This window comes from Streptomyces xiaopingdaonensis (genome assembly GCF_000262345.1).
GTDB classification, from domain to species: Bacteria; Actinomycetota; Actinomycetes; order Streptomycetales; family Streptomycetaceae; genus Streptomyces; species Streptomyces xiaopingdaonensis.
Genome location: NZ_AJTQ01000014.1, coordinates 18,658 through 29,886, shown reverse-complemented (window position 1 = coordinate 29,886; position 11,229 = coordinate 18,658). Strand labels below are relative to the sequence as shown.

Genomic DNA, 11,229 nt, shown 5'->3' with positions numbered 1-11,229 from the left:
GCCCGACCTCCAGCCCGGCCGAGGACATCGTGAGGAGCCGCCGGGTGCCCGACTTGCCCGCTGCCGCGACGACGTTCCGCATCCCCTGCGAGAAGACGGTCGTGGTCGAGCGGTTCGGCGTGCCGAGCGCGACGGCCACGGCGTCCGCGCCGTCGAGGGCCCCGTCGAGCGACCCGTCGGCGAGGACGTCGGCGGTGACCAACTCGAGGTTTTCGTCGGTGAGTTGGAGGCGGCTCGGATCGCGGAGCACCGCGCGCACCTCGTGCTTGTTCTCCAGACCGCGTTCGACGATCAGCCGGCCGGTGCGGCCCGCCGCACCTACCACGACCAGTTTCATGACAGTGCTCCCTCGATGGTGGAGCCCTTCCAGGCCCCCGTTGACGAACCGTGGTACGTGCGCAGCAGCCGTCCCTGCGCGGTCACTTCCTGCCCGGCAAGGAGAAGGCGAGCAGCGCGCCGCCGACCTCGCTCGGGTACTCGGGATAGTACGCAGCCTGCACGTAGACCATGCCGTCCGCGACGACGGCGCCGCCGCCGCCCGAGAGCGCCTTGCCGCGCGCCGGGACCCCGTTGACGGTGGAGAAGTCGCGGATCACGTCGTACTGCCAGAGGACCTTCCCCGTATCGGCGGAGAAGGCCCGCATCTTGCCGTCGGCGTTGCCTTCCCACACGATGCCGGGCGTAACCGTGACGGCCGGGGTGAAGGCGGCCTCGCAGAACTCCGGGTGCTCGGCCGCACCGCCCCACTCGCAGCCGTCCTCGGGCGTCGGCCGCTCCCACTCCACCTTGCCCGTCGCCGGATCGAGCGCGTACAGCGTGCCGGGCGAGGCGAACCAGGTGGCGACGTAGAGGCGTTCGCCGTCCCAGCTCGTGCCCCACTGGATGCCGGACTGGCCGCCGCGGGTGCCGGGGTCCTCGACGAGCGCGCGCTTCCAGACCTTCTCGCCGGTGCGCGCGTCGAAGGCGTGGTAGACGCCGTTCTTCTGGCCGATCCCGACGAGGCGCCGCCCGTCGGCGGTGAAGACGTTGGCGCTGGAGCCGAAGTCCCAGTCGAGGTCGGTGCCGTCGGCCTTGCCCGGGCAGTACTCCTCCTGGCCCGGCTCGTCGCAGGGGACGGTGTAGGTGTCGGGATGGGTCGCCTGCTGCTGCCAGCGCACGGCGCCGGTGGCGGCGTCGAGCGCGAGGAGCGAGTCGGTCTCGCCCTCGGTTCCGGTGTAGTTCTGCCCGGTGCCGACGTACACGTTGCCCGTGCCCGGGTCGACGACGGGCGAACTCCACACCCCTATGCCCGAAGGCTCGTACCGTGCCGCTCCGTTGGGCCACGAGCCGGTCCGCTTCGGCTCGGGGACGGTCCAGTGCCGCCAGTCGACGGAGCCGTCGCGCGCGTCGACGGCGACGAGCGAGCCGCGGAAGGTGCAGCAGGGGTAGGTGAGGTCGGCCGGGGAGCCCGACTCGGAGCTGGCGACGCCGACGTACACCCTGCCCCGGTAGACGAGCGGGGAGCCGGTGATCTGCGCCGTCGGGTGGTCGTCAAGGCGGGTGTGCCAGCGCGGCTTGCCGGTTCGGCGGTCGAGGGCGTAGAGGTGGCCCTGGTTGTCCCCGAAGTAGACGGTGCCGCCCGAGACGGTGGGGCCCGAGCGGACCGGGTCCTTGTCGCCGACGTCGTCGCCGATGGCGGAGCGCAGGTCGAAGGTCCACTTCTTGGCGCCGGTTCGGGCGTCGAGGGCGTGGAAGGTGGCGTCGGCGCCCCCGGTGTAGAGGACGCCGTCGACGACGGCGGGCTGGCTGCCGAGGTAGACGCCGGGCACGTCGGCGTGCCCGAACGCCCACTTCTGCTTGAGCTGTTGGACGTTGGCGGGGGTGAGCTTCTTCTCGTCGCCGTTGTAGCGCGTGCCGCTGAGGTCGTGCTGCCAGCTCGGCCAGTCCCCACCGGAACCGCTGCGGGCGCTCGCCTCGCCCTCGGCGTGCGCCGTGGTGCCGCCGGGCGCGAGCGGGAGCAGGGAGGCGAGGAGGAGCGCGAGGGCTAAGAGTCCCGTGCGGACGGAGGCTCTGACGGTCCGTCTGCGGTCGGGGTGTGTCGTCGGCATGTACAACTCCTGTCTCGGACGGGTGGCTTGCGGGCGCCGGCGGTCAGCCTGCAGTGCCGGGGAGCGGCGCGAGCCCGGCGAGGGACTCGGCGTGGGCGAGGATCGCGGCGCAGTCCGCGTCGCCGAGGCCGGCCTCCGCGGCTGCGGCGAGCGCGTCGCGGGTCTCGGCGCAGAGCGGCGCTTCGACGCCGAGCGCGTCGGCCTCGTCCGTCGCCAACCGCATGTCCTTGTGCATGAGGTCGAGTCGGAACTGGGGGTCGCCGTACTCCCCGCGACCCATCACGCTCGCCTTGTAGCGCATCACGGGGGAGCTGAAGCCGCTGTTGCTGATCATCTCCAGCACGGCGCCCCGCTCGATGCCGGCCCGCTGGGCGAGGACGACGGCCTCGGCGAGCATCTGCATCTCCACGCCCATCAGCAGGTTGAGGACGACTTTCGCGCTCGCGCCGAGCCCGTGCCCGCCGAGGTACCGCACTTCCTTGCCCAACACGTCGAGGATCGGGGCGACTTCGTCGAAGATCTGCTTCTCCCCGCCCACCATGAAGCGGAGTTCGCCCTGGCGCGCGTGTACGCCGTTGCCGATGATGCACGCGTCGACGAGGCGGTGCCCCGTCGCGCGCACCCGCTCGGCCGTCCTCCTGGCGAACGCGGGCGAGACGGTGCTGGTGTCGACCACGACGCCGCCTGCGGGGAGCCGGGCGAGGACGCCGTGCGAGCCGAAGAGGGTCTGCTCGACGGCCTGTTCGTCCGCGAGGCTGAGCACGACGACATCGCTCGCGGCGGCGACCTCGCCCGGATCTGCGACGACCTCGGCGCCGCGGGCCGCGAGCGGCTCGGCGCGCGCGGCGGTGCGGTTGTGGACGACGAGCCGGCCGCACTCGTCGAGCAGCCGCGCCGCCATCCCTCCCCCCATGGTGCCGAGCCCGACCACGCCGATCCGCGGCAGGGGGGCCTGGGAACCGGCGCCGGAGGCGGTCGTTTCGAGCGTGCCTTCCATGATCTCTCCCTGCTTCCTTCGGTGTTCGAGAGGACGACGGGCGGAGCGCCGGGGCCGGCGACACGCACCGGCCGGGCGGGCCACCCCAGCATAGCGAGTGAACACTCACTCTGACGAGAGTCCAAGTCCCCTCGAACCCGAGGGAGTTCACGTTGACGCGCTCTGCTCGACGTCGCCCCGTCCGCCGCCGAGCAGAGCACGCCCGCCGCTACTTCTTCTGCGGACCGGGAGCCGACCGCAGCGGGAGCTCCTTGAGGAAGAGCGCCACGACCGCACCGGCGAGCGCGATCACCATCGCCAACAGGTAGACGGACTGAAGGGAGTTGGCGAGCGCCGTGCCCACGCCCTCGCGCACGGCGTCGGGCAGCCCGCGGATGGTCTCGGGATCGCGCAGGACGCCCTGCGCCCCCTTCTCCTGGAGCACCGCGCCGTCGACCTCGCGCGGAATCCAGTGCCGCAGACCGGAGTTGAGGACGGCGCCGAAGATGGTGACGCCCATAGCGCCGCCGAGCGACCTGAAGAAGTTCGCGGCAGCGGTGGCCACGCCCAACTGCCGCATGTCCACGGCGTTCTGCACCGCGACGATGAGCACCTGGCTCACCAGCCCGAACCCGAGCCCGAAGATCACCAGGTAGACGGAGGTGAGCCAGGTCGCGGATCCGGTGTCGAGGGTGGAGAGCAGGAAGAGCCCGGCCGCCATCACCACGAGCCCCGAGACGGGGAAGAACTTGTACCGCCCCGTGGCCGAGACGACCTTGCCGGAGATGGTGAGGGTGACGACGGTGGCGATCATCATCGGCACCAGCATCAGCCCGGACTCGGTCGCCGTGGCGCCGTTGACCACCTGGAGGAAGAGCGGCGTGTACACCGTCGCGACGAAGAGCGCAGCCGCGGTGAGGAAGAGGCCGACGGTCGCGACGAGGATCGTCGAGTCCTTGAAGAGCGTCAGCGGCACCACGGGCTCGTCGACCCGGCGCTCCTGCAGGACGAAGAGCCCGAGCAGGACGACGGCGGCGGCGATGAGGCCGATGATCTCGACGGAACCCCAGGAGTACTGGTCGCCGGCCCAGACGGAGATGAGCAGCACGGCGACGATCGCACCGCTGAGCAGCGCGGAGCCGAGGTAGTCGAGCCGGTGCTTGTTGGGCCGGAAAGGCAGTCGCAGCACGGAGACGACGAGCAGGGCGGCGACGAACCCGATGGGCAGGTTGATGTAGAAGATCCAGTGCCAGGAGAGCTGGTCGACGAAGGCCCCGCCGATGAGCGGCCCGACGACGCCGGCGATGACGAAGCAGGACTGCGCGTACCCCTGCCAGCGTCCGCGCTCGCGAGGCGGCACCATCTCGGCGATGATGGCCATCGCGATCGCCATCAGCCCGCCGGCGCCCAGGCCCTGGAACGCACGGAAGGCGATCAACTGCCCGATGTTGGCGGAGAGTCCGGAGAGCGCGGAGCCAACGAGGAAGATCGCGATAACGGTGAGGAACATCCGCTTGCGGCCGTAGAGATCGCCGAGCTTTCCCCAGAGCGGGGTGGCCGCCGTCGCGGCGAGCATGTACGAGGTCACCACCCAGGAGAGGTGGTTCACCCCGCCCAGGTCACCGGCGATGGTGGGTAACGCGGTCGCCACGATCGTCTGGTCCAGAGCCGCCAAAAACATGGCCATGACAAGCGCGCAGAAGACCGTGAGGAACGTTCTGCGCGAGAACTGAGGCGCCGCGTCGGCACCTTGCGCGGCTTGGGTGGCACTCATCGAGCACTCCTCGAACGAAGTTGGAGCCCGGTCGGGACTTGCCCCGGGCCACTATTCGTATAGGCTATACAAACAAATTTGGTCGTCAAGGGCAGGAGGACCGATGCCTCAGCTCGACGGAAAGATCGCAATCGTCACGGGCTCCACCGCGGGCATGGGAGCGAGGACGGCGGAGGCGCTGGCGCTCGCGGGAGCGCACGTCGTCGTCTCGGGGCGCAACGCGGAGCGGGGCGCAGCCGTGGTCGAGGACATCCGAGCGAAGGGCGGACGTGCGGAGTTCGTCGCCGCCGACGTCGTGCGCGAGGAGGACGTGGCACGCCTCGTCGGAGGGACGGTCGAGCGGCACGGGCGGCTCGACGCGGCGTTCAACAACGCGGGCGGAGGCGGCGCGTTCGGCCCGATCGACAGGGTTCCCAGGGAGGCGTACGACGCGGTGCTCGCCGTCAACCTCACCGGTACCTTCCTCTGCCTCAAGCACGAGGTGGCCGCGATGAAGGCCGCGGGCGGCGGAAGCATCGTCAACAACGCGAGTACGGCGGGTGTCCAGGGCACTGCTTTCGGGCTCGCCGCCTACACCGCCGCGAAGCACGGGGTCGTCGGGCTCACGAAGGCGGCGGCCCTGGAGGCCGGCCCGGCCGGCGTCCGGGTCAACGCGCTGATCACCGGCCCCGTCGACACCGCCGACTTCCGCAAGCGCGTCGAGGGGCAGCCGGGCGCGATGGAGCGGGCGGGCGCCGGCACGGCGCTCGGGCGCATCTGCTCCGAGGACGAGGTCGCCGCCGCGGTCGCCTTCCTCGCCGGTGACGAATCCTCCTTCGTCACCGGCTCCCTCCTCGGTCTGGAGGGGGGCATGACGGCGGGCGTCACCGCGGGGATGATGCAGCGGCCCGGAAAGGGCTGAACACGGGCGGCAGTCGGTGCGGCGCCCGCGCGAGCCGCTTGCCGCGGTTCGGGAAGGGGCGGCCGCCGTAGCGCACCAACTGCCGCACAGGGATACGGAATCCGGCGTTCACATCATTTCCGGCCGCGTCCTATTGCCCCGGAAAATGTGCTGCTCTATCTTCGCGGCATGAGCGCGAAAACGACGAACAATGCGGAAGAGTTCATCGAGGCAGCAGGCGCCCATGTGCGCTCCGACCCGGTGGGGAACAGCATTCTCCTCACCATGATGGAGGGAATGCGGAAGAGCGGAGGAAAGGGGCCGACCGCGTATTGGACTTGGGCGGTCGACGAAGCGGAATCCGGCGGCGGCACAGCGGGCGGGTGCGTCTGCGTGCCGCCGAATCTCGCCATCCTCTCGGGGATGGAGGCGAGCGCCGCGGCCGCCTGCGCCGCCTCGCTCCACGAGACGGGCGCACCGGTCGCCGGCGTACTCGGTCCGACGCGGGCGGCCGAGGCGTTCGTGGAGGAGTGGACGCGCGCGACGGGCAGCACGGCGGTCGCAGGGCGCACGGAGCACATCCTGAGACTCGACACCGCCCTGCCCTCCCTCCCCGGTCAGACGCCCCCGGGGCGCGCCAGGACCGCGACGGAAGGGGAGTTGGAGCCCCTCACCGACTTTTTCCTGGAGGCCGCAACGGGCTCCGGGATCAGCCGCGAGGAGGCGCGGCGCTCGGCGCAGCGGCAGATCGCCTCGGGACACCTGCTCGTCTGGGACGACGGCGAGGTCGCCGCGATCGTCGGCAGGACACCGGCGAGCGACGGCGTGGTTCGCATCACGCCGATGCACACGGTCCCCGAGCGGCGCGAGCGCGGATACGCGAGAGCGCTTTTCGCCGAGACGCTGGAGCGGGGCCGCGCCGAAGGCGCCTCCACTTTCGTTCTCTTCACGGAGGCGGAGAACACGGCGGCGCAATCCCTGTTCCGTTCGTTCGGTTTCCGCAACCAGGGGACGACGGTCGAGTACCGATTCGAGTAGGACTCGCGCGGCGTTCCGCCGGATCTGCGGCCCGGACGTGAAAGGCGAACTGCCCGGAATTCACGCGGCACGGCGTGGATTCCGGGCAGTTCTTTGTCCGTACGCGCAAAAGACGGGAGAGGTGCTCCTCCCCCTGAGTCGGAGCACCTCTCCCGCGCGGAAGGCGGCGCGCCACCCCAGCGCGCCGCCGGTCTCAGAGCCCGTGCGGCACGGCCTCGATGAGGGAGAAGGCGGTACCCGTCGGGACGATCCGGGAGAGCCGGTAGCCGGCCTGGTCGAAGAGGTCCGCGAACTGCCGCTCGTCGCGGACCTGTCCGCTCATGGTGGCGAGCATGACGAGGTCGAAGTTCTTCACGAACCGCGCCACCCCGTCGTGGTGGACCATCTCGGCCGCGACGAACCGCGCCCCTGGTGAGGTCTCGCGGCAGCGCCGCAGCAGCCGCACGAGCGCGGCGTCGGGCCAGGAGTGCATCACCTGCTTGGTCACGTACGCCTCGATGCCGACCGGCACCTGGGAGAAGAAGTCGGCGGCGGCGAAGTCGAACCGCCCCTGCTCGACGAGCGGCATCACCTGCGGGTGCTTGCGCGCCTGCTCGATGACGGGCGGCAGGTCCGCGAGGACGCCCCGGCCGAGCGACGGGTAGGTGTCGAGGATCGTCGCGAGGAAGGTGCCCTCGCCGCCTCCGAGGTCGCAGACGGCCGACATGGTGGCGAACTCGGGGTAGGCGGCGACGAGCGCGTCGGAGAGGGCCTCGGTGAAGTCCGTCATGGCGCGGTTGAACATCCGCGCCTCGTCGGGGTGTTCCTGGAGCCACGGCCACAGCGCGGTGCCGTGCACCTTGCGGAAGGCCGGGCGCCCGGTGGCGAGGCTGTGGTCGAGGGCTCCCCAGGAGTCCCAGAGCCACGGGCTGCCCACCATGCGCGCCATGGCGTGCATCGAACCGGGTATGTCGGCCTGGAGGAGCTCGGAGAGGGGGGTGTTGGCGAAGACGCCCGGCTCGGTCTCTTCGAAGACGCCGTCCTCCGTGAGGAGGGCCAACACCTTGTGCAGCGGCCCGGGTTCGACGTACGCGCGGGCGGCGAGGTCGGCGACCGCCATCGGGCCCTCGGCGAGCAGCTCGGCGATCCGGTACTCGGCGGCGAGTGCGAGGCACCGCGGGGTGGAGGGGAACATCAGCTCGGAGAGGGCTGCCGCACGGCTCGGTGCAGGCAGCGTCTGCTCGGGTGTCATCAGGGACTCCGTTCTGCGGTCGGCTCCGGGCGGAGCCGCGGCGTGCGGACAGGTCGGTCGCCGGGCCTCCCGTCCGGAGGCCCGGCCTCGGCTGTGGGGTCAGCCGAGCAGGGCGAGGCCGAAACCGCCGCCCGGGTTGGCCATGAACTTGTTGGACACGGGGATCTCTCCGCCGGCCGTGACGTCCAGCGCCGGCCTGTCCAGGGGCAGTTGGCGGGGCGTCAGTACGTTCGCCGTCGCCGGGTCGGCCGCGAGCTGGCCGTAGTTGTTCCAGCCCCAGCCGTACACGGTGCCGTCGGAGCGGAGCGCCAGGTTGTGGCCGCCGTTGCCCGGGGCCGCGTCGGTGCCTCCCCCGTGCGCCGACACGCTCTTGACGCCGGAGAGGCCGCTGACCGCGCGGGGCTCGGCGCGGTCCTGCGTGGTGCCGTCGCCGAGCTGGCCGCCGTCGTTGAGGCCCCAGGCCCAGACCGTGCCGTCCACCATGAGCGCCACGGTGTGGTGGTAGCCGCCGGTGATCTGCGCGACGCCCGGGATGCCGCGGACCTTCTGCGGTGCCGGACGGTCCTCGAAGGTGCCGTCGCCGAGCTGGCCGCGGTCGTTGAAGCCCCACGCCGAGAGGCTGCCGTCGGCGTGGACGACCATGCTGTGCCCGCCGCCCGCCGCGACCGCCACCGCGGGCTCGAGGCCCTCGACGCGCGCCGGGCGCGGGCGGCAGTCGAAGGAGGCGCTCATGTAGCTGCGGACGATGCGGCCCTCGCGCTCGCTGTCGGGCCCGTCGCCGAGCTGGCCCCGGTCGTCGCGGCCCCAGGACCAGACCGAACCGTCCGCCTTCACGGCCAGGTTGTGCGCCCCGCCCACCGCGAGGTCGACGACGTCCTCCAGGCCCCGCACGAGGAGCGGCTGCATCTGCACGCCGAACTCGTCCTCGCCGAGGGCGCAGAAGAACCCGGCACCCCAGGCCCAGACGGTTCCGTCGTCGAGGAGCGCCGCCGTGTGCCCGCCGCCGGCGCCGACCTTGAGGACGCGCCCGGGGAGTCCGGTGGCGCGCACGGGTGCGTTCTGGTTCTCCGTCGTGCCGTCGGCGAGCTGGCCGAAGGCGTTGCGCCCCCAGCCCCACAGGTCGCCGTCGATGCCGAGCGCGAAGGCGTGGCCGCTGCCGGCGTCCGTCGTCGCGATGTTCTCGGGGCCCTTCAGCTCCTGGGGTGTCCAGCGGTGCGCCGAAGCGCCGTCGCCGAGTTGGCCGTTGGTGTTGTCGCCCCAGCTTGTCAGTGTGCGTGCCACAGTCTCTTCTCCTGCTTCTGTCGGGAGTCCGAGGGCGACTCGCGCCCGTGCCGGTGGTCTCGGGTCAGTCGGTCCAGAACTCGTCGACGGCCTGCTGGTCGTCGGGGTAGGTCCAGAACTCCTGGATGAGGCCGTTCTCGATGCGGGCGACGTTGATGAACGGCATCTCCAGCGTCCGGCCCTTGCGCTCGTAGCGCGTGAAGACGGTGGCGAAGGCCATCGTGTCGCTCGCGCCGACCTCCTTGATCTCCATCTGGATGCGGCCCTCGGTGAGTTCGAACATCTCGCGGGAGAAGGCGAGCGCCGAGTCCATGCCGCGGTGGGCGCCGGAGAGGCGGCTCCGGCCGGGGTAGTAGTGGACGCAGTCCTTGTCCCAGTACGTGGCGGCCGTGTCGACGTCGCCGACGGTGAAGGCGTTGTAGACCTTCTCCATGAGCCTGGCGTTGGGGTGCTCGGTGACCTTCATGGCTCCTCCTGTGGATGGAACTCCCCGCTGTGTGCGGGGGGTTGGCGGGCGGGGAGGCGCGGCCGTCGGGCCGCGCGGGTCATGCGGCGCGGAGCGTCTCGACGAACGAGGCGCGGTCCGGCGCGGGGAAGCCGGGGACGGGCGAGGCGGCGGCCTGCTTGACGCGGAGTCTGATCTCCTCGTCCCCGTACATGGCGGCCGGGTCGTCGAGGCTCATCATCGAGCGGACCATCCGGCGCCAGACGACGGGATCGGTGCCCGACGCCTCGGCGAGGTCGGCGAAGGTGAGGACGCCCTCGGGCGGCTTCTGCGGCGGGTTCCCCGCGAGCGTGGCGCGCCAGAGCCCCGCGCGTCCGGCGTCGTTGCGCACGGCGTCCTCGAACCAGGGGGTGAAGGTCTCCCTGGCGAGTTCGGCGGCGGCGCGGGCCTGCTCCTCGTCGGGCTCCGGGTGGTCGCCTAGCAGGTCGACGAGGGCCGTCGCGTGGGCGATGGCGAGCGAGACGCCGCGCCCGTAGGCCGGGTTGGTGGTGCAGACGGCGTCGCCGATCGGCAGGTAGCCGGGGACCGGTGGCGTCTGCTCGTCGTGGACGCGGAGGGAGTTGTCGAGTCCGCCCATGCTGTGCACCGCGGAGATCGGCGTCGCGTACTCCGGGTCGACCCAGGGCGCGAGGAGCGGCGTGGCACGTACGGCCGCGTCGAAGACCTCGGTGCGGCGGAGCGCCTTCGCCTCGGTGTCCTCGGGGAGGACGCCGAAGGAGAGCGTGAAGGTGTCGTTGTCGCCGAGGAAGAGGACGGCCGTGTAGTGGTCCCAGAGGCCGCCGGCGCCGAACCCGCGGTTGAGCGGCCCCGCCGGCTTCGGTGAGTGGGCCTGGTAGTAGCGGGTGTAGTAGGTGATGTCGGCGCTGTGGGTGGTCCGCCGGGGCTGTGCGATCCCCTCGGCTGCGAGCCACTCGGCGCCGTGCGAGCGGCGCCCCGAGGCGTCGATCACGAGGTCGGCCGGCAGCCGCGTCCCGTCGCGCAGCCGGGCGCCGGCGACCCTGCCCGACTCGGTGACGACGAGCCCGTCGACCGTCGCACCCGGGGTGAGGCCGATCCTGCTGTCCTCGGCCACCACCTGCCGCAGCACCAGCTCGAAGGTGGTGCGCCGGCTGCCGAGCATGCGGAGTTCCTCGTCGCCCGGCTGGGGAGTGCGGTCGGTGAGGGTGGGCGGCATGGCTTCGCCGAGACGTATCTCCCGCGCCCCCGCCTCGACGAGCCGACGGTAGACGGCGGGCATCCGCGTGCGCAGGATGTTGGTCCCGAGCGAGCCGAAGGCGTGCGACTGGTGGACCTGGGGGACGGTGGGGCGGCGCCAACTCTCGTGCGCCTGCCCGGTGTTCTCCGGTACGGGGTCGCCGTCGCGCTCCACGACGCCGACCTCGTGCCCGGCGTCCGCCAGGGCCAGCGCGGCGACGAGTCCGGCGACGCTGCCGCCGATGACCAGTGCTCGTGGCATG

At 71.7% G+C, this 11,229-nt stretch carries 10 protein-coding genes; 2 read left to right on the top strand and 8 right to left on the bottom strand.

Annotated elements, in window-relative coordinates; genetic code table 11:
* From UWG_RS0100900 to UWG_RS0100885, 4 genes are all read right to left on the bottom strand, one after another.
* Window positions 1–337, bottom strand: a 337-nt coding sequence (locus UWG_RS0100900; RefSeq protein WP_016905320.1) for an NAD(P)-dependent oxidoreductase, incomplete at its 3' end; no start/stop codon positions are given.
* 82 nt (window positions 338–419) lie between these two features.
* Window positions 420–2,087 (bottom strand): outer membrane protein assembly factor BamB family protein, encoded by a 1,668-nt coding sequence (locus UWG_RS0100895; protein ID WP_016905319.1) that lies wholly within the window; start codon window positions 2,085–2,087, stop codon window positions 420–422.
* A gap of 43 nt (window positions 2,088–2,130) precedes the next feature.
* Window positions 2,131–3,084 (bottom strand): NAD(P)-dependent oxidoreductase, encoded by a 954-nt coding sequence (locus UWG_RS0100890; protein WP_016905318.1) that lies wholly within the window; start codon window positions 3,082–3,084, stop codon window positions 2,131–2,133.
* 208 nt (window positions 3,085–3,292) lie between these two features.
* Window positions 3,293–4,837 carry an MDR family MFS transporter gene (locus UWG_RS0100885; protein ID WP_029391057.1) on the bottom strand — a complete coding sequence of 515 codons (1,545 nt, stop codon included), beginning with the start codon at window positions 4,835–4,837 and terminating at the stop codon, window positions 3,293–3,295.
* Window positions 4,838–4,940: 103 nt separating this feature from the next.
* On the opposite strand from UWG_RS0100885, the gene UWG_RS0100880 reads away from it, so the two are divergent.
* Both UWG_RS0100880 and UWG_RS0100875 read left to right on the top strand, forming a co-directional pair.
* Window positions 4,941–5,738, top strand: a complete 798-nt coding sequence (locus UWG_RS0100880) for an SDR family NAD(P)-dependent oxidoreductase (RefSeq protein WP_016905315.1) — start codon at window positions 4,941–4,943, stop codon at window positions 5,736–5,738.
* A 168-nt stretch (window positions 5,739–5,906) separates the two neighbouring features.
* Window positions 5,907–6,755: a GNAT family N-acetyltransferase gene (locus tag UWG_RS0100875; protein WP_050988485.1), complete on the top strand. Its 849-nt coding sequence runs from the start codon at window positions 5,907–5,909 to the stop codon at window positions 6,753–6,755.
* A gap of 193 nt (window positions 6,756–6,948) precedes the next feature.
* Here UWG_RS0100875 and UWG_RS0100870 read toward each other — a convergent pair whose 3' ends face one another.
* The 4 genes from UWG_RS0100870 to UWG_RS0100855 all read right to left on the bottom strand — a co-directional run bounded on the left by UWG_RS0100870 (window position 6,949) and on the right by UWG_RS0100855 (window position 11,228).
* Window positions 6,949–7,986: a methyltransferase gene (locus UWG_RS0100870; protein ID WP_016905313.1), complete on the bottom strand. Its 1,038-nt coding sequence runs from the start codon at window positions 7,984–7,986 to the stop codon at window positions 6,949–6,951.
* Window positions 7,987–8,085: 99 nt separating this feature from the next.
* Entirely contained in the window at window positions 8,086–9,267 is a 1,182-nt protein-coding gene (locus tag UWG_RS0100865; protein WP_016905312.1) for an RCC1 domain-containing protein, read from the bottom strand.
* A gap of 64 nt (window positions 9,268–9,331) precedes the next feature.
* Window positions 9,332–9,733: a nuclear transport factor 2 family protein gene (locus tag UWG_RS0100860; RefSeq protein WP_016905311.1), complete on the bottom strand. Its 402-nt coding sequence runs from the start codon at window positions 9,731–9,733 to the stop codon at window positions 9,332–9,334.
* Window positions 9,734–9,812: 79 nt separating this feature from the next.
* Window positions 9,813–11,228, bottom strand: a complete 1,416-nt coding sequence (locus UWG_RS0100855; protein WP_016905310.1) for a tryptophan 7-halogenase — start codon at window positions 11,226–11,228, stop codon at window positions 9,813–9,815.
* Between the last annotated feature and the right edge of the window lies 1 nt (window position 11,229).

What these genes read in the sequence shown, in the direction of transcription:
- UWG_RS0100895 (WP_016905319.1), bottom strand. Translation starts at nt 2,087, where the DNA reads ATGCCGACGACACACCCCGACCGCAGACGGACCGTCAGAGCCTCCGTC.
- UWG_RS0100890 (WP_016905318.1), bottom strand. Translation starts at nt 3,084, where the DNA reads ATGGAAGGCACGCTCGAAACGACCGCCTCCGGCGCCGGTTCCCAGGCC.
- UWG_RS0100885 (WP_029391057.1), bottom strand. Translation starts at nt 4,837, where the DNA reads ATGAGTGCCACCCAAGCCGCGCAAGGTGCCGACGCGGCGCCTCAGTTC.
- UWG_RS0100880 (WP_016905315.1), top strand. Translation starts at nt 4,941, where the DNA reads ATGCCTCAGCTCGACGGAAAGATCGCAATCGTCACGGGCTCCACCGCG.
- UWG_RS0100875 (WP_050988485.1), top strand. Translation starts at nt 5,907, where the DNA reads ATGAGCGCGAAAACGACGAACAATGCGGAAGAGTTCATCGAGGCAGCA.
- UWG_RS0100870 (WP_016905313.1), bottom strand. Translation starts at nt 7,986, where the DNA reads ATGACACCCGAGCAGACGCTGCCTGCACCGAGCCGTGCGGCAGCCCTC.
- UWG_RS0100860 (WP_016905311.1), bottom strand. Translation starts at nt 9,733, where the DNA reads ATGAAGGTCACCGAGCACCCCAACGCCAGGCTCATGGAGAAGGTCTAC.
- UWG_RS0100855 (WP_016905310.1), bottom strand. Translation starts at nt 11,228, where the DNA reads ATGCCACGAGCACTGGTCATCGGCGGCAGCGTCGCCGGACTCGTCGCC.